Origin of the sequence: Streptomyces sp. NPDC003247 (assembly GCF_042888135.1) — a bacterium.
Classification (GTDB): domain Bacteria; phylum Actinomycetota; class Actinomycetes; order Streptomycetales; family Streptomycetaceae; genus Streptomyces.
On record NZ_JBIAPF010000010.1, the window covers coordinates 358,315 to 373,638 of the forward strand.

Annotated in this window: 18 protein-coding genes and 3 pseudogenes; 10 read left to right on the plus strand and 11 right to left on the minus strand. The window is 73.2% G+C overall.

Annotated features, from left to right (window positions below; translation table 11 throughout):
* Positions 1-45: 45 nt before the first annotated feature.
* Positions 46-201 (minus strand): annotated as a pseudogene (locus ACFYWQ_RS31470) (helix-turn-helix domain-containing protein); the annotation flags it as partial.
* A gap of 240 nt (positions 202-441) precedes the next feature.
* On the opposite strand from ACFYWQ_RS31470, the gene ACFYWQ_RS31475 reads away from it, so the two are divergent.
* Positions 442-1,407, plus strand: a complete 966-nt coding sequence (locus tag ACFYWQ_RS31475) for a Gfo/Idh/MocA family protein (RefSeq protein ID WP_389521038.1) — start codon at positions 442-444, stop codon at positions 1,405-1,407.
* Positions 1,404-3,353, plus strand: a complete 1,950-nt coding sequence (locus ACFYWQ_RS31480; RefSeq protein ID WP_389521040.1) for an aminotransferase class I/II-fold pyridoxal phosphate-dependent enzyme — start codon at positions 1,404-1,406, stop codon at positions 3,351-3,353. Before ACFYWQ_RS31475 ends, ACFYWQ_RS31480 begins: the two co-directional genes overlap by 4 nt.
* 382 nt (positions 3,354-3,735) lie before the next feature.
* Here ACFYWQ_RS31480 and ACFYWQ_RS31485 read toward each other — a convergent pair whose 3' ends face one another.
* Positions 3,736-4,224, minus strand: a complete 489-nt coding sequence (locus ACFYWQ_RS31485; protein ID WP_389521041.1) for a MarR family winged helix-turn-helix transcriptional regulator — start codon at positions 4,222-4,224, stop codon at positions 3,736-3,738.
* Between ACFYWQ_RS31485 and ACFYWQ_RS31490 the strand changes: the two genes are divergently transcribed.
* Positions 4,217-4,669, plus strand: coding sequence for a 4-oxalocrotonate tautomerase family protein (locus tag ACFYWQ_RS31490; protein ID WP_389521043.1), 453 nt, complete (start codon positions 4,217-4,219; stop codon positions 4,667-4,669). The genes ACFYWQ_RS31485 and ACFYWQ_RS31490 overlap by 8 nt on opposite strands.
* A 90-nt stretch (positions 4,670-4,759) precedes the next feature.
* Here the strand turns inward: ACFYWQ_RS31490 and ACFYWQ_RS31495 are convergent.
* Positions 4,760-4,882 (minus strand): annotated as a pseudogene (locus ACFYWQ_RS31495) (AAA family ATPase); the annotation flags it as partial.
* Between the two features lie 148 nt (positions 4,883-5,030).
* Between ACFYWQ_RS31495 and ACFYWQ_RS31500 the strand changes: the two are divergent.
* From ACFYWQ_RS31500 to ACFYWQ_RS31520, 5 genes are all read left to right on the plus strand, one after another.
* On the plus strand, positions 5,031-5,852 hold the full coding sequence (locus ACFYWQ_RS31500; RefSeq protein ID WP_389521044.1) for a hypothetical protein: 822 nt from the start codon (positions 5,031-5,033) through the stop codon (positions 5,850-5,852).
* Positions 5,756-6,094, plus strand: a complete 339-nt coding sequence (locus tag ACFYWQ_RS31505) for a tyrosine-type recombinase/integrase (RefSeq protein ID WP_389521046.1) — start codon at positions 5,756-5,758, stop codon at positions 6,092-6,094. The genes ACFYWQ_RS31500 and ACFYWQ_RS31505 overlap by 97 nt, the downstream gene beginning before the upstream one ends.
* A complete protein-coding gene (locus tag ACFYWQ_RS31510) occupies positions 6,091-6,405 on the plus strand; it encodes a helix-turn-helix domain-containing protein (protein WP_389521047.1) in 315 nt (104 codons plus the stop codon). The genes ACFYWQ_RS31505 and ACFYWQ_RS31510 overlap by 4 nt, the downstream gene beginning before the upstream one ends.
* 509 nt (positions 6,406-6,914) lie before the next feature.
* Positions 6,915-7,421 carry a hypothetical protein gene (locus ACFYWQ_RS31515; protein WP_389521049.1) on the plus strand — a complete coding sequence of 169 codons (507 nt, stop codon included), beginning with the start codon at positions 6,915-6,917 and terminating at the stop codon, positions 7,419-7,421.
* Between the two features lie 2 nt (positions 7,422-7,423).
* A complete protein-coding gene (locus tag ACFYWQ_RS31520; RefSeq protein ID WP_389521051.1) occupies positions 7,424-8,062 on the plus strand; it encodes a hypothetical protein in 639 nt (212 codons plus the stop codon).
* A gap of 34 nt (positions 8,063-8,096) precedes the next feature.
* On the opposite strand, the gene ACFYWQ_RS31525 is transcribed toward ACFYWQ_RS31520, so the two are convergent.
* The 7 genes and pseudogenes from ACFYWQ_RS31525 to ACFYWQ_RS31555 form a co-directional block, all read right to left on the minus strand.
* The gene (locus tag ACFYWQ_RS31525) at positions 8,097-8,732 is read right to left on the minus strand and encodes a LysE family transporter (protein WP_389521052.1); all 636 of its coding nucleotides are present in this window, start codon (positions 8,730-8,732) and stop codon (positions 8,097-8,099) included.
* A 542-nt stretch (positions 8,733-9,274) separates the two neighbouring features.
* Positions 9,275-9,823 (minus strand): hypothetical protein, encoded by a 549-nt coding sequence (locus ACFYWQ_RS31530; RefSeq protein ID WP_389521054.1) that lies wholly within the window; start codon positions 9,821-9,823, stop codon positions 9,275-9,277.
* Positions 9,824-10,045: 222 nt separating this feature from the next.
* On the minus strand, positions 10,046-10,210 hold the full coding sequence (locus ACFYWQ_RS31535) for a hypothetical protein (RefSeq protein WP_389521056.1): 165 nt from the start codon (positions 10,208-10,210) through the stop codon (positions 10,046-10,048).
* Positions 10,211-10,745: 535 nt separating this feature from the next.
* Positions 10,746-11,148: pseudogene (locus tag ACFYWQ_RS31540) on the minus strand (IS5/IS1182 family transposase); the annotation flags it as partial.
* A gap of 183 nt (positions 11,149-11,331) precedes the next feature.
* Positions 11,332-11,463 carry a hypothetical protein gene (locus ACFYWQ_RS31545; RefSeq protein WP_389521057.1) on the minus strand — a complete coding sequence of 44 codons (132 nt, stop codon included), beginning with the start codon at positions 11,461-11,463 and terminating at the stop codon, positions 11,332-11,334.
* Positions 11,464-11,647: 184 nt separating this feature from the next.
* Positions 11,648-12,088: a GFA family protein gene (locus ACFYWQ_RS31550; RefSeq protein ID WP_389521058.1), complete on the minus strand. Its 441-nt coding sequence runs from the start codon at positions 12,086-12,088 to the stop codon at positions 11,648-11,650.
* Entirely contained in the window at positions 12,088-12,348 is a 261-nt protein-coding gene (locus tag ACFYWQ_RS31555; RefSeq protein ID WP_389521060.1) for a hypothetical protein, read from the minus strand. The genes ACFYWQ_RS31550 and ACFYWQ_RS31555 overlap by 1 nt, the downstream gene beginning before the upstream one ends.
* A 290-nt stretch (positions 12,349-12,638) precedes the next feature.
* Here ACFYWQ_RS31555 and ACFYWQ_RS31560 point away from each other — a divergent pair, with 290 nt between their 5' ends.
* Entirely contained in the window at positions 12,639-13,544 is a 906-nt protein-coding gene (locus ACFYWQ_RS31560; protein ID WP_389521061.1) for a hypothetical protein, read from the plus strand.
* Positions 13,545-14,193: 649 nt separating this feature from the next.
* On the opposite strand, the gene ACFYWQ_RS31565 is transcribed toward ACFYWQ_RS31560, so the two are convergent.
* A complete protein-coding gene (locus tag ACFYWQ_RS31565; RefSeq protein WP_389521063.1) occupies positions 14,194-14,334 on the minus strand; it encodes a hypothetical protein in 141 nt (46 codons plus the stop codon).
* A 354-nt stretch (positions 14,335-14,688) separates the two neighbouring features.
* Between ACFYWQ_RS31565 and ACFYWQ_RS31570 the strand changes: the two genes are divergently transcribed.
* The gene (locus tag ACFYWQ_RS31570; RefSeq protein ID WP_389521064.1) at positions 14,689-14,919 is read left to right on the plus strand and encodes a hypothetical protein; all 231 of its coding nucleotides are present in this window, start codon (positions 14,689-14,691) and stop codon (positions 14,917-14,919) included.
* Positions 14,920-15,324 lie beyond the last annotated feature (405 nt).

Genomic DNA, 15,324 nt, shown 5'->3' on the forward strand with positions numbered 1-15,324 from the left:
GGCGTCGGCGAAGCGCCGCAGCACGGTGACGTCGGTCAGCGGCGAGACGCCGCGCTCGTATCGGGAGACCTGGGCGGCGGAGCAGCCGGTCAGCTCTCCGAGCTGGGCCAGGGTCAGGCCCTGCTTCTTGCGCGCCTGCCGGACCAGTTCGCCGGGGCTGCCGTCCACCGCCGTTGCCGGCTGTGCTCTTGCCGCATCCATAGCCGTCCCCCGCTCGCCGGGAGTGCGCCGCCCCACACCGTACTCGCACGCGCGGGGCCCGGGCAGGGGCTTTGCACGGGATGCAAACGGCTTTGCGGCTCACGCCAACGCCCCTGCCGCCACCGCTCTGGCCGCGGTGTCCTCGAAGGGCGGGCGGCCCGGCTGGCGGGCCGCCGCCGCGCATCCGAAGGGGGATGTGAGCGATGAACGTACCCAAGAGGGCCGCGATGGTGGGGCTCGGTGGCCAGGCCACCAGCGACCACCTGCCCGGCCTCGCCCAGTGCCACCTCCCCCGAGTTCGCCGGGGTCTGCGATGTCGACGCCGGCCGGGTCGCCGCGGCAGCCGACGCGCACCAGGTGCCCGGATTCACCACCGTCGAACACCTGCTGGAGGCGGTGCGGCCGGACTTCGTCATCGCCGCGGTACCGCACCACGTCGGGCAGCAGGTCGTTACCGCGTGCGCCGAGGCGGGGGTGCACGTGCTCAAGGAGAAGCCGTTCGCCACCGATCCCCACGAGGCGGCCGAGCCGGCCGCGCTGTGCGACAGGGCAGGGATCGAGCTGATGGTCACCGTCCAGCGCCGCTTCCACCCCGTCTACACCGCCGCTCTCCAGCTGCTGGAGCGGATCGGCGCTCCGTACCTGGTCGAGGGCCGCTACACCTTCCACTGCCCGGACCCGGCCGCCGGATGGCGCGGCCGCGCCAAGCTCGCCGGTGGCGGGTGCCTGGCGGACATGGGCTACCACCTCATCGACCTGCTGATCTGGTACCTCGGGCTGCCCGACCGCGTCCTCGCGGACACCTCGGCCGCCGCGGCGCCGGGCGTCGAGTACGACGCGGAGGACACCGCCCTGGTCCACCTCGCCTACGGCTCAGGCCTGTACGGCTCGCTGCTGGTCTCCCGCTGTGCCGGCCCGAAGAGCGAGCGCCTGGCCATCACCGGCCCGCACGGCACCCTCACCATCGAACGCGGCGCCGTCCGCCTCCTCGGCCCCGCCGGGCAGACGGTCGAGTCGATGCTGCGCGAGCCGGCCTGGCCCTACCCGCCCGCCGTGCAGATCGACCGCTTCTGTCGGGTGCTGGACGGCACAGCCCCCAACCCGTCCGGCCCGGCCGCCCACCTGCCGCACACCGCATTCCTCGCCGCCGCCTACGCCTCCGCCACCACCAACCGGCCTGCCGACCCGAAGGAGTTCCTGGCATGAACGACTCCCCGCTGGCCCTGCTCGGCGGCCGGCCCGTCGTGACGGTCCCGGGCCCGCACTTCGTGTGGCCGCCGATCGAGGACGCCGACCGGCGCGCGGTCGCCGCCCAGCTGGAGACGGCCGTCTCGATCCCCGACCGCTCCGGCGTCGTCGCGGAGCTGGAGGACGCGCTCGCCTCCTACCTCGGCGTCCGGCACGTGGTGACCACCTGCACGGGGACGGCCGCGCTGCACTCGATGTACGCCGCGGCCGGGATCGGCCCCGGCGACGAGGTCATCGTCCCGGCCCTGACCTTCCACGCCACCGCCACCCCGCTGTTCCACCTCGGCGCCCACCCCGTCCTCGCCGACGTCGACGACCGCGGCCAGCTCGACCTGGAGGACGCCGCAGGCCGTGTCACCGTCCGGACGAAGGCGGTGGTCGCGGTGCACCTGTGGGGGGTGCCCGAGGACATGGACGCGCTGGTGTCCTTCGCCGACGGGCACGAGCTGATGCTGCTGGAGGACGGATCCCATGCCCACGGCGCCACCTGGAACCACCAGGTGACCGGCACGTTCGGCACTGCCGCGGCGTTCAGCCTCAACGGGCCCAAGCCGCTCTCCGCCGGCGAGGGCGGGTTCGTCGCCACCGACGGCACCGAGCTGTGCTACCGGGTCCTGCTGCACGGCCAGTACAACAAGCGGTGCCGCCGCGAGATCCCCACCGACCACCCGCTCGCGCGCTTCGCGACCACCGGCATGGGCCTGAAGCTGCGCATCCACCCCCTCGCCGCCGCACTCGCCCGTACCCAGCTCACTCGTCTGGAGGACTGCCTCACCGGGCGCCGGGCGGTGGCGGACCGGATGTGCACGGCCCTGGACGGCGTCCCCGGCATCCGCGTCCCCGACCTGCCAGCAGCGGCACGGCCGTCGTGGTACGCGCTGCCGCTGCGCTACGAGCCGGCCGAAACGGGCGGCCTGCCGATCGAGCGGTTCCTCGACGCCCTCCACGCCGAAGGCGCCACCGAGGCCGACGTCCCCGGCTCCACCCGCCCGCTGCCGGGCGACGGGCCGGGCGTCATCAGCGCACGCGGCGTCACCTTGGCCTACCCGGGCAGCGACCGGCCGGCCGTGGTCCAGGTCGACCTGGACCTCAAGCGCGGCGAGGTCGTCGCCGTCGTCGGGGAGAACGGCTCGGGCAAGACAACCCTCGTGCACCTGCTGACCGGCCTCTATCTGCCGGATGCCGGCGAGGTGACCTGGGACGGGGTGTCCCTGGCCGAGGCCTCGCCCGCCGACGTGTGGCGGCGGGTGGCGATGACGCCGCAGGAGTACACCCGCTGGCCGCTGACCGCCCGCGAGAACATCAGCCTCGGCACACCCAGCCGGCGCGGCGACGCCGCGGTGCTGGAGGCCGCCCGCGCCGGCGGGGCCGACCGTGTCCTCGACGGACTTCCCGCAGGCTTGGACACCTCCCTCGCACGCTCCTGGTGGGGCGGGCACGACCTGTCCGGAGGCCAGTGGCAGCGCATCGCGCTCGCCCGCTCCTTCCACGCGGACGCCGGCGTGCACATCCTGGACGAACCGACTGCCGCACTCGACGCCCGCGCCGAGCGCCGGGTCTTCGACCGGTTCCGCGAGCTGGCGGCAGGGCGCACCGCACTGGTGATCACGCACCGGCTCGCCGACGCGCGCGTTGCCGACCGCATCGTCGTGATGGCCGACGGCCGCATCGTCGAGTCCGGCCGCTACCGCGAGCTGCTGGCCCGGCCCGGCGGCCTGTTCGCCGAACTCCACCGGCCACAGGACCGACCGGCGCATCACTGGCGACGTCATCCCGATCTCAGGCACCAGCGAGCAGGTGCCATATCGAGCCCAGCTGGTGCCACGGCATGGCGTGGTCAAGCTCCGCCGCGGCCGATGTCGGTGCTGCGTTGCCGCACGTCTCCGAGGACGAGCGCGGGGTAGTCCCCGGGCAGGGCCTCCGCCAGGACATGACGGGCAGGGTGTGGGCCCGGGAGGCCGGGTGGGAGCAGGTTTGCGTCTGGCATGCGGCGGGCGGAAGCCCGCGCCGGAACCGTGGCGGCGCAGGTGTCTGTCGTGGTGGCCGTGCCCATGGCTTGTCGGTCGTGCCGGTCGGCGCGTCCGTCCCGGTCGTCGACGACGTCGGCCAGGGGCGGGTGGCTTTGTTGGCGAGAAGCGGAGAAGCGGAGAAGCGGAGAAGCGGCAGTGTCTGTCGGATGGTTCGGGCGGTTGTCGGCGATGTCGAGGCGGGAGAATGTTGGTGGGGAGCGGGAGCGGGAGCGGCTGTGGCAGGGGGCCGTGCTGTGCCGGCTCCGCCTGAAGTCCGCTAGCGCGGCTGGGTGTTGCGGTGCGGGTCGCCCGTCTGTTCCAGGGCGGCTTCGTAGTTGTGCAGGGCGGTGATGACCGTGGCGCGTTCGGCAGGGGTGAGGCCGCGCATGACGTGTTCCCAGGCGGAGGTGCTGCCGGAAAGCCATTGGCCGATCGGTGGGGCGTAGGCGGGGGCGATGGCGATGATGCGGCGGCGGCGGTCGGCGGGGTCGGCGGTGCGTTGCAGGACGCCCGGCCGTGACAGTTCGCTCACCATGAGGCTGACGGTCGTCGGGGCCACCTCCAGCCGGGCGGCCAGGTCGTTGACGCTGGTGGGACCGTCGTACTCCAGGTGGGCCAGCAGCGTGAGATGTCGCGGTGCCAGGTCCAGGGCCTGGAGCGCCGGGGGGACGGGCAGGCGCTTGGCGCGGCCGACGAGCCGTGGCATGAGCAGCAGCAGGGTGCGGACGGCCTCGTCCACGGCTGGACCGTCCGGTTCCGTGGACATCGGCTACCTCCTCCAGATACCTTTAAAAGCAAAGGCTTTGTATTCAAAGGGAACGAGGCCCACTATGCCGCATCTGACCGTTCACCTTCCGGAGAACAGGCTGACCGGTAAGGAACCCGTGCTCGTCGCCGCACTGACCGACGCGATCGTCGGCGTCTATGGCGAGTGGGCCCGCGACCTCGTAAGCATCCGCCTGGCCGGAGTCCCCGCAGGCCGTTTCGCGCGGGGCGGCAAGGCCGTGGACACGAACGCCTCGGTGATCCTGGGCGTCCGCGCCGGCGTCTTCGACCGCCCCGACGCCGCCCACATCACCGCGCGTCTCGGCACCGTGCTCACCGACGCGATCACGCGCGCCGTCGGCGACGACCTCCGCACCGGCACCATGGTCGAACTCGTGGCGTCACCGCCAGAACGAACCTTCGTCGGCGGCGTCCTCAACGTATGACCCCCCCGACTCGGCCGCCTCACGACCTGCCCTTCTGGAAAAGAGGCACTCAGCCGGACGGCTTGCTGTTCGGCGCGGGCGCGGGCGCGGGGCTCGGGTGCGGGTGGTGGCGGGGCGGTAGGAGTCGGTGCCGGTTTCGATGATGGTGCCGCCGGAGGTGAGGCGGCCGACGGCGGCTGCGCAAAGGCGGGGGTCCGTGAACGTCTTGGTCCAGTCATCTGGGGCTGGCACTTGTTCCCTCACAAGAGTTGCTGCTGCCACCTGGCCGTATCCCGGTCTGGCGGTCCTCGTTGAATCTCGCGGTGGCACCCCGGTTCTCCAGGTGCTGCCTTGACCGTTCAGGTGCGAGGAAGGTGTGCCGGTGGCCGAGGCGAGACTCCAGGTCATCGCGGGCGGGGCCGTCCCGCAGGAGCCGCTGGCGACGGATCCGTGGCGGTTCCAAGCGGCGTGCGTGGACGCGTTCGTCGCGTCCTGGAGGGCCCGCGGGTTCAGCCCGGTGACCATCGACAACGGCATCGGCCTGCTGGAGCGGACCCTCACGGCTCTGGGGCGGCCCGCGTGGGAGGTAACGCCCGAGGACATCGACCGGGTGGTCGGCGACCTCGCGATCCAGGGCCGCAAGACGTCGACCCGGCGCGAGTATGTGCAGATCTTCAAAGGCTTCCACCGGTTTCTGCAGGCCCGCAAGGCGGCCGACATTGAGGCCGCGTTCGGCGTCCGACTGGTGTGCCCGATCGACGAGTTCAATGCCTCGCGTCATGTGGGCGACGATTCGCCGGCCCTGCTGCCGCCGCCGACGCCGGAGCGGGTGGGCGAGTTCTTCGACTTCATGAAGCAGCGGATCGCGACCGCGCGGAAGTACGGACCCGCGGCCCGGGACTATGCGATGTTCCGGACGCTGTATCACGCCGGGCTCGGCTCCGAGGAGGCGTCCCTGCTGGACAAGCCGGACCTGCATTTCTCCCGCGGACCGTTCGGCAAACTGCATGTCCGCTTCGGCAAGGGAGCCCATACCTCCGGACCTGGCCGCGGTGGGTGCCCATGCTGGATGGCCTCGACCTGGTGCTGCGGTGGTTCCTGGAGGACGTGCGGCCCAAGTTCCCCGACTCGCCAGTGCTGTTCGCCGACGAGTCCGGCGGCAGCCTCCACCGCGGGACCATCCGCAACCGCCTGCGCTATCTGATGGAACTCGAAGGCCGCCCGGCGGTCGACCGGTTCGGCCCTCATGCCCTGCGACGAGCCTGCGCGACCCACAACTATGAACGCGGGGTCGACCTGGTGGCGATCCAGCAGATGCTCGGTCACTGGACCGTCAGCTCGACCATGCGCTATGTCCGCCCCTCCGCGACCTTCATCGAGGACGCCTGTCAACGGGCGGTCGCCAGCACTCTGGCCGAGCTGAACGGGAAGGACACGACGGCATGAAGATCCAATGGCGGCTGCGTATGGCCGCTGCCCAGCGCGAGGTGTGGACCGGGACCGAGCTGCGGCGGCTGCTGGCCGACAAGGCGGGCCTTCAGCTGTCCTCGGCCTCGGTGTCCGCGCTGTTCACCAAGGAGCCCTCGCAGGTGAAGATGACCACGCTGGCCGCGTTGTGCACCGCGCTGGAATGCACCCCCAACGACCTGATCGAGGTCGACACCACCCCCGTTGAAGGGCCGATCGCACCCCCTCGCCCGGTCGCCGACCTCCCTCAGGCCGCCTCCGCCCGGGGCCGTTCGATGCCGCCCCTGTGACGGCGGGCCACGATGGGCAAGAAGCAACGGGACTGCGTCACCTGCGGCGGACCGGTCGGATATCTCGACCGCCAGCACTGCTGCCTGTGCTGGCGCCGCATGAAAGAGCAGGCTGCCAAGGCCTCATGCCCTTCCTGCGGTCTCGACCGCGTGTTGCAGGACGACACCGGCCGGTGCATCACCTGCTCACGCGTGTGCACGGAGTGCGGTCATCCGGTCCGCTCACCACAGAACCAGCTGTGCCGGGACTGCCGGCGCCGGGCCAGCCAGCTGGCCGGACGGCGAACATGTCCACGCTGCCAAAAGCCCGGCTATCTGCGCGAGACGACCGGCTGGTGCGGTCACTGCTCACGACCGCGGCAGGGGAAGAACCCGCCGAGGATCTGCCGCGAGTGCGGGCAGCTGCGGCGACATGCCGGACTGGGAATGTGCTCCGCCTGCTGGCAAAACACCCCGGACGCCCTTTCATCCGTGGTGAACACCTCCAGGAACGACTCACCGAACCACCCGTGTGGCTCGCCGACTTCGTCGCCCAGATCGCCGCCCGCCACTGCGTCGCCAGAGCCTGCGGCTTCATCACCGACCTGGGACGGCTCCTCGAGGACGAGCACTCCAACTCACCTCAGGCCCTGCTGGAGCGATCCCGCAGGCCCGGACGGTCAATGGGCTCCTTCGCCCGTGCACTCGAGGACTTCTTCACCCTCCGCGGTCTGGCCCTGCCCACCGACCAGGACGAACGACTCGCAAATGGCCGACGTCGCCGCCGAGTTGAAGCCGTGCCCGAACCCCTGCGACCGGCAGTCGCCGCATTCGACACCTCCCGGATGCGAGCCCAGGACCGGGCCCGCCGAGCCGGCACCCGCCCCCGCAGCAACCACACCCTGGAAGCCGCCCTGGCCACCATGCGGGACCTGGCCGTCTTCCTGATCAACGCGCGGGGTAAGACCGACTGGTCCCTCGTCGACGCATCGAAACCTTCCTGGCCGTCCTGCCCAGGGCCCGCAAGCGGCGACTGACCGTGCTGCGGCAGTTCTTCCGCTTCGCGCGGGCCCAGAAGCTGGTGCTGGTCGACCCGACCCGCGGCCTGATCGCCAAGGAGGCGAACGGCTTCCGCGGCAGGACCCTCACTCTCGACCAGCAGCGCGAGCTGTTCCGGCGCTGGACCACCGACGAGCATGTCCACCCCCATGAGGCCCTCGTCGGGATGTTCGCCCTGCTGCACGGAGCTTCCAGCGTGGAAGCCAGAATGCTGCAGGTCAGCGACGTGGACGTGCAGGCCCGGACGGTCCGGCTCGGCAAGCGGCCCCACCCCGTTCCGCTGGACCCCGCGTCTTGGGCGGTGCTTGAACGGTGCCTCGCCCACCGCGAGGCATGGCGGACCGACAACCCGCATGTGATGGTCACCAAAGGAACAAAGGCCGGGCAAAACCCGGCCTCAACTGCTTATCTCTCCCACGTCCTTGACGACTGCGGCTTCCCGCCTCGGATGATCCGCAGCACCCGGCTGGTCGACCTGGTGAACACGATGGACCCCAAGCTAGTCGCTGCGGCGTTCGGCATGGACCCGCAGGCCACCCTCATCTACCTCGCCGACCACGTCGATCCAGGACGCATGCCGAATCCGACGTGTGAGTCCGCCGTCATCCGACCCAATTGAGAAGAGACCTGATGTTGCTGACCTCCGACTCCTATCAGGCCGAGGAGACCAGGAGCCGGAACGCGAGGACCGTGATCAGAAGGCTTGAGCCCAGGGCGGTGACGAGTTGCCCGCGAGCGCCGGTCAGGGCCCGGCCGAGCAGGGCACCGCCACCGGCAAGGAGCAGTTGCCAGCTGGCGGACGCGGCGAAAGCCGCGAGGACGAACACACCCTGCTCCAGATGGCCTGGAGCCGATGCGGCCTGACCGCCCAGGACCAAAGCTGCGAAGTAAATCACGGTGAGCGGGTTCATCATCGTGATCCCCCACAGCCCCAGATACGCGCGGACGGGGCTGACCGGCGCCTCCCTGCCTACCGAGGCGGGTGCGTGACATCTGCTGAACTGCCGCACGGCCACGGCACCGCCTCGGACCGCCAGCGCAATGAGCACCAGGACCGATGCCCAGCGCAAAGGCAGCAGCACTGGCTCGATCGCCCGGGCGAGTGCAGAACCCCCGGCCTCGGCTATCAGCGCATACAGGCCGTCGGCAGTGGCAACACCGAGTGCGGCACACGCACCGATCTTCAAAGACGTCCGCGCTGTGAGGGCCACCAGATATGTCGCGACCGCTCCCACTGGCATGGCGATGCCATAACCGGCCAGGAGTCCCGCGACCAGCGCGGCGATCACGACCGCGCGAGCATTGACCTCCGCGGGCGGCCGGGCTGCTGCTGGACCCGTGCGGGTCGAGCGGAGGAAGTCAGCAGCAGGGAAGTGGTGATCGTGGTCATGCGCAGATCCTGCGAGGACCGACACCGCCGGTGCAACTCAATTTGCCGTCCGTCCAGTCCCGCCCGACGGGTGCGACGTCGTGCCACGTCTCCGCAAACGCCGCCGAACCCGTGGGGTTTCGGCAGCACCTTGCACGAGTTCGCCGGAACATGTGCGCTTTGCTGAAGGTCTTGTCGGAGGCGATGGCGACGGTGTTCCTTCTCCTCGTGTTCGGTCAGGACCCTCCTCGTGTTCGGTCAGGGCCTGGCAGAGGAGTCCGGCGCCGTGGCGGTCGAGTTCCGTGTGTCGGGTCGGGGACGGGACGCCGTGCACCGTTTCCGGTGCCGGTTTTCCCGTCCCTGCCCGCCGAACCGGACGTGCCCGTGGGCCGGGCGTCCGGTTCTCCACGTGATCCGCTGGATCAGGCGAGGTATTCGCTGACCTGGCCGGCGAAGGCCACATCAGCGTGGTTCGTCCGGCGGAAGCGTGTTCCGCCGGGATCGACCTCGTTCGATGTTGTAGGGCGTGCTGATCTGCGCTCCACGAAACGTGTATCGCTGGACCTGCGTCTTCGCCGGGGCGTAGAGGACGTTGCCGCCCTCGGTGATGCGGTCCGCTCCGCAGGAGCGGCGCCGCAGCTGTTTCCAGGTCAGGTGGGGGTGCTTGCAGCGGATCCGGAGAATCAGCCTCCACCACGCGTACCAGCCGGGGTAGGAGAACGTCCTCTTCGATGCGCCGTAGCGGAAATGGGCAGCCCGCCCCGAAGGACCGGATCGGCCGACCGCAGCGCCTCCTCCGGCGAGAGCGATGCCGTACTTCGCCCCGTCAGTTTCCCGATCTTGTGCATCACCGACGCCGAGGCGGGCTCGGACGGACATGGTGAGCACGGTGCGACGACCGTCGCACCAGGGCCTTCGCTGGATGCGGAAGCCCAGGAAGACGAAGCCGTCGTCGATGCGGGTGATGCGGGTCTTCTCGACCGAGAGGGTCGTCTTCGGCCTGCGGGCCAACGTTCACCGGTCTCCGCGCCTCGAGCGTCTCGGCCTCGGACCTGGTGCCGTGCACCAGATACGACGACGTCGTCGGCGTATCGCACCAGACGGCGGCGGGGCGGGTGAGGCGGCAGGCTGTGCTCTCGCGGGCCGGCGGGGGCGCGCGAAGCGCGCCGGGCGGGGTGGGGCGCATCGCGCCGGGCCGCACCGCGGGTGTGGGGCGGGTCGTGGCCTGGGTGGTCACCGGCTGGCGGGCCGGGTGCGGCGGGTGGGGGTGCGGGGCCGGTGGTGCTCCTCGGCGGGGCGGTCCAGCGTGATGGAGCCCAGCAGGGTCTTGGTGATGCGCCCGGAGACGGAGTCGTCCGCAGCGCCTCCTTGTCTTCGTCCGTTGCGTCGGGGAAGCACACGGGCGTCAACGCAGCGTGCGGCGATGACGTGCAGGTGTCCGCAGGTGTTCTGTGAAGACCTCGGCGAGTACACCTGCCAGGACGAGGACACGTTCGGGGACAGGAGCTCGTTCTGCGAGCTCTGGTACCGCCCTGAGCACATCCGCCTGAACGTCGGATGGCTGGAAGCCGGCAAGCCGTACTCGACAGGGACGGTTCCCACCGGCTTCGTGGAGAAGGTGCCGGCCGTCCAGCAGGCCCAGCGGATGAACGTCTGCCTCGGCGTCCACGAGTGTGACCTATGTGCTGATGAGGCAGAGGCCCCGGAAGGGAACGGGGAGATACGGATCCCAGGCGAAGCCGGCATCGCCCACGCCGCCCCGTTCCTGATCGCCCGCTACATCACCGTTCACGGCTGCCGGCCGCCTCAGGTTTTCATCGACGCCGTTCTTGCCGTCGGTCTCGGCGAGTGGGCTGCCGCACGGGGGCCCGGCGTACTTTTCCCATGGGTCCCGGGAAACGCCGAACGCCTGCCGGAGCAGGAGCGGGTGATCTCACCGGCGCCGCCAGAGCCTGATCGGGGCGACGGTGACCGTCCCGTGGAAGACGTAGGCCCTCTTGTCGCCGCCGCGCGCGGCCGCACGGAACATCTTCGGTTGGCTGACCGTCCGTTCCGCTTCGTTGTGCCGGCGGTAAGTCTCTGTGCCGAACCCGGCCGGACGGCCGCCCCTGCTGCTTCGGCGCCGACGGTCGGCCCGCTGGTCCCCGGGCTCGGCAATGGTGTGTTTGATCTGACGTCGCCGCAGACAGCGACGGTTACGGCGCGACGGACAGGCCTTGTCACCCCCGAAATTGACCGGGCCGCGTCCGGGGACGTCCGCCCGCTGGCCTCGGTACCCGGATCTGTTCGAGCACGGAGACCGACTGCGGCGCATCGCCCCACTGGCCGTGCGTGAGACCGACGGGCTGCACGCCGAGGGCGGGGCCGGTGAGGGCGTCGGCCTCGGGCAGGCGGTGTGAGGGGTGCAGGCGGGCCCGGCACAGGACGTGGTCGGCGGCGGTGGAGGCGATGTCGCGGGGGTGGTGCTGGGTGGAGCGGCCCGGCGCCAGGGGGGGTGCCGCGGTTGTGCAGCAGGCTGATCAGCTGGTCCTGCTGGGCGCGGACGGTGCGGGGTCGTAGGCGGCCCGGGCGCTGGTGGCCTGTCGGCGGGCGAGGACCGGGTGGCCGTCGGGGCCGTCCAGGGGGCGGGTGAAGCCGTCGGCGTGGCGCATGGCCACCCGCCCGCTGCAGGGCTCCGTACCCGGTGCAGACATGGACGTCGGGGCGCTCGGGTCCTCCTGGGAGGTGCGGGCGTGGTGGTGTGCGGGGGCGTAGGTGGGGTCCCGGCGCGGCCCGGCGGGAGTGGGCCTGCGGGGGCGGGCGCTGTCAGGCGCGCCCGCCCCGCAGTGTCCGGGGTCAGCCGGTCACAGCGGGCCGGGGGCCGCACCGGGCGAGCCAGGGGGCGGCTTCGGCGGCCCGGTCCAGGCTGGCGGGTGCCAGGGCCGGGCCGGTGCCGTAGTGGTCGAGGGCGGTGGCGAGGATGCCGACGACCGTGTCGTCCCCATGGCCGCGGGCGGCGATGTGGCTGCCGCATCCGCCGCAGAAGCCACGGGCGGTCCTGCCGGGGCAGGTGTCGTACCAGGTCGGCTCGCCGCCCTCGCCGGTCCGCTTCGGCCCGGCCATCGGGAACCGGGCCCGCCACGGGAACGGCGCGCCGGAGCGCTCGGCGCAGTGCGCGCAGTTGCACACGTGCGGGTCGTCCACCGAGCCGGTGACGGTGAAGCGGATCTTCCCGCACAGGCATCCGCCGGAGCGGACCCCGGAACCGGAGTCGGCGGCGGCGACGGTCTCGGACATCAGTTCAATTCCCTTGAGGAATATGCCAGTTGGGTCCACGAGTGTGCCATCGTGTTGAAGATCTGCAGGAAGCCCGCCAGGGTCTGCGGCAGGCCGAGCGTGCGGGAGCTGGCCGGCTGGGCGGACCCGCGCGCCACGACGTTCTTCCTCCGCTCCGGCCCGGCCGCTGCCTGGCTCCAGGCCTCACCGACCACGCCGAACACCTGCTGCCGGCCGGCGAGCGGACCGGCTCGTGGCCGGCCGGCCCGTTCCTCGAGCACCTGGCCGCCGAAGCCCCGCACACCGCCTGCCCGCGGCTGGCCGTCCGCGCCGACCGGATCGCCGCGGGCGTGCTGGATACGCTGCTGCGCCTGGCCTTGGCCGGTACCCTCATCCCCGCCGGCGTCCGCCCGCTGCTCCCCTGCGTCACCGCGCCGTCCCGGCCCGGGACGCCGGCCGGGCAGGCGGGGTTCTCGCGCCGGCTGGCGGCCTGCTGGGCCGCACTGTGCCGGTGGCGGTGCGGGACGGGGACTGGCTGGCCGCGGCCGGGAACTGCTGAAGGACGCGGTGGATGCTGAGCACGCCGGCCACCTGGCCCTGCAAGGCGGTGCTGGAGCGCGCGCACGACAACCAGGAGGCGGCGGCCGGCTCCGGCCCGGCCGGCACCGCTGAGCGCGCCGCGGCACTCGCCGGCCTGGAGCTGGAGGAGGCGATCGCCGGGCAGACGGCCGACCGCTTGCCCGGCCACGTCGTCGCGGGCCTGCTGCGGGAGTTGGCGGTGACCGTCCACGATGCCGTCCACGATGCCGTCCACGATGCCGTCCACGGCGCTGTCCACGATGCTGTCCACGGCGCTGTCCACGGCGCCGCCTGCGGCCCGTTCCGCTGGGCCCGTGCCGTGCGCGGGGCCACTGGCGGGCCTGCTGTGCGCCGCGGCGGCGAGGCGACCGCGCCCGCCGCGCGGCACCTGCTCTTCGGCGTCGACCTGGACGAGGTCCGCCTTGGTGACCCGGCGGCCTTCGTCGGGCCGCTGCCCGCCCGCGCGGTTCCCGGCCTCGCCGCGGCGAGGCCGCGGCCGGTGACGGACCGCTCGCCGGGCGGATGCGGGCGTGGCTGCGGATCGCCACCGAGGAGACAGGTGCACGCCCGCCTGCTCGCCGGCACACCTGGCCGCCCACCCGCCCGGCATCACGGGGCACGGACACCGCGGACTGACTCCTCCGGTACCGCGGGCGTGGGGGAGTGGTGGGAGCCGGGGGGCGAGGCCACACTACGGCCGGCCGGCCGGGCGCGGAGGGCGCCCGGCCGGCCGCCCTGGTGCCCCGGGAGGGCCCGCCCGAGCCCGCCGCGGGCCCTTCAGCAGCGCACCCGGGCGGCGCTCGGCCCCGCACCCACGGCCGCCGAGGTGGAGCAAGTCCCGTCCGCCGGCATCGAAGCCGGCCGCATCACCGGCACCGTGGAACCGCTCGCGTCCTGACTGCGGATGTGGGACTGGCCCCCGGGTCCTGCCCGCATTGCTGCCGGCCGGGTTCGGCCCGCTGCTCGCCGCGGTGCGCCGCCTGCGGCCGGGCCGTGCCGTCCGGGCCGTCCGGCCCGCGTGCCGCCGGCCGCCTGGTACCGCTCCGAGCGCACCCTCACCGTGGAGAAGGAGGACCTGCTGGAGCCTGCCGCCGCGGCCGGCCCGTCGAAGCCGCCGCCGCGCCGGCCACCGCCAGGGGATGCCGGTGCCGGCGGCTACGCGATCGTGCTGCACCGCCTCGCCGAGGCCCCCCGGCCGCCTGGACCGCCGACGTTCCCCGAGCACTCGCCGCCCTGGTCCGGGTGGAGCCCGGCGCGTTCCACCCCGCCGCCGCGATCGCAGCGCACCGTCCCGGCGCCCTCCCGGCCGGCCCGGCCCCGGCGGCCCCGGCCGCCCTCGCGCTGCGCCGGTCCCTGCCCGCCCCCGCAGCCGGCCGGCCGGCACCGCCGTCCTGTCCGCCGGCCAGGTGCTGTTCGACTGCTGACCCTGGTGTGGCGCACCGGCGCCGGCCTCGTCGACGACCTGCCGGCCGTCCTGGTGCACCGCCTCGCCCGGCCCCTCACCCCGCCCCGCCCCGCCGGCCGCCGTACCCACCCGGCCCCTCACCTCACCCCGCCCCGCCGCCGGCGCCCTGGCCGCGTACGCCGGCGGCGAGGCGGTCGCCACCGCGATCGGCGTGCGCCTGCCGGTCCTGCACCGCCACGCCGGCGAGTTCACTGCTGCGCACCCCGAGCTGTACGCCCTTCACCCCCGGCCGCCGCATCGCCGGCCGGCCGTCGCCGGCCGCCGCGTGGCTGCGCCGGGCCGCACACGATCCGCTGCCGGCCGTACTCGGCCCGGGCCGGCTCCTCGACGCTGTGCGCGGGCACCTGCCCGGCGCCGACCGGCACCTCACGCACGCCCTGCTGACCGGCGCCGAGGTCGTCCTGGGTGATCCGGTGGCCGCCTGGACAGAGCTGGTTGCCGGCCCCGGCGGCGGGGCCGCGGCCTGTCGGCTCTCGGCCGCGCTCGCCGCTCAAGCCCCGTGCCAGCCGGGTCCCGGCGGCGTCCCGCTGCCGCCCGCAGTGCGCTGGGCGCAGCAGCACGGTGGTGGACCGCGGCGTTGAAGGCGGGCCTGCCGCCCGCCGCGCTCGCCGACGCCTGCGCCCTCGCGGATGAGGTGTGGCTGCCCCCAGCCCAGCCCAGCCCAGCCCAGTGCAGCGCCGTCTGGACCCCGGCCCGGACCAGCGCCCGCGACGTCGCCGAACGCGCCGCTGCCCACCCGCTTGAGCCCGACGCCCTGCTCCTGGCCGCCCACCTGCCCATCCGCCCCGCCCTTGCCCCCCGCTGGTAGGACACCGAGGTCCGCGCGCACGCCCGCACTCTGCCGCGCACGCCCGCACCCTGCCCTGGCCGCCGCGGACCTGCCCGCCTTCGACAGCCCGGCCGCTACGGAGTGCAGCTGCGCCGAGTGCTGGCACAGGCCGGCGAGGTGGACCTCGCGCGGACGACGGCGACGGCCGGCTGACCGACCCGGGCCCGGGGGCCGCCCCGGCCGCGCCCCGGCCCCGGGCCACGCGGTCGCGGCGCCGGACGACGGGCCCGCCGGCCGCCCCGAACCGCCCGGTGCCGGCCAGGGAGACAGGCGCCGCCGGCCGCGCCCCGCCGGCCGCGCCCCGCCGGCCGCGCCCCGCCGGCCGCGCCCCGCCGGCCGCGCCCCGCCGGCCGCGCCCCGCCGGCCGCGCCCCGCCGGCCGCGC

Coding starts and splice junctions, on each gene's coding strand:
- ACFYWQ_RS31545 (WP_389521057.1), bottom strand. CDS start 11,463: ATGCGCCACGCCGACGGCTTCACCCGCCCCCTGGACGGCCCCGACGGC.
- ACFYWQ_RS31550 (WP_389521058.1), bottom strand. CDS start 12,088: ATGTCCGAGACCGTCGCCGCCGCCGACTCCGGTTCCGGGGTCCGCTCC.
- ACFYWQ_RS31485 (WP_389521041.1), bottom strand. CDS start 4,224: ATGTCCACGGAACCGGACGGTCCAGCCGTGGACGAGGCCGTCCGCACC.
- ACFYWQ_RS31480 (WP_389521040.1), top strand. CDS start 1,404: ATGAACGACTCCCCGCTGGCCCTGCTCGGCGGCCGGCCCGTCGTGACG.
- ACFYWQ_RS31510 (WP_389521047.1), top strand. CDS start 6,091: ATGAAGATCCAATGGCGGCTGCGTATGGCCGCTGCCCAGCGCGAGGTG.
- ACFYWQ_RS31560 (WP_389521061.1), top strand. CDS start 12,639: ATGCTGAGCACGCCGGCCACCTGGCCCTGCAAGGCGGTGCTGGAGCGC.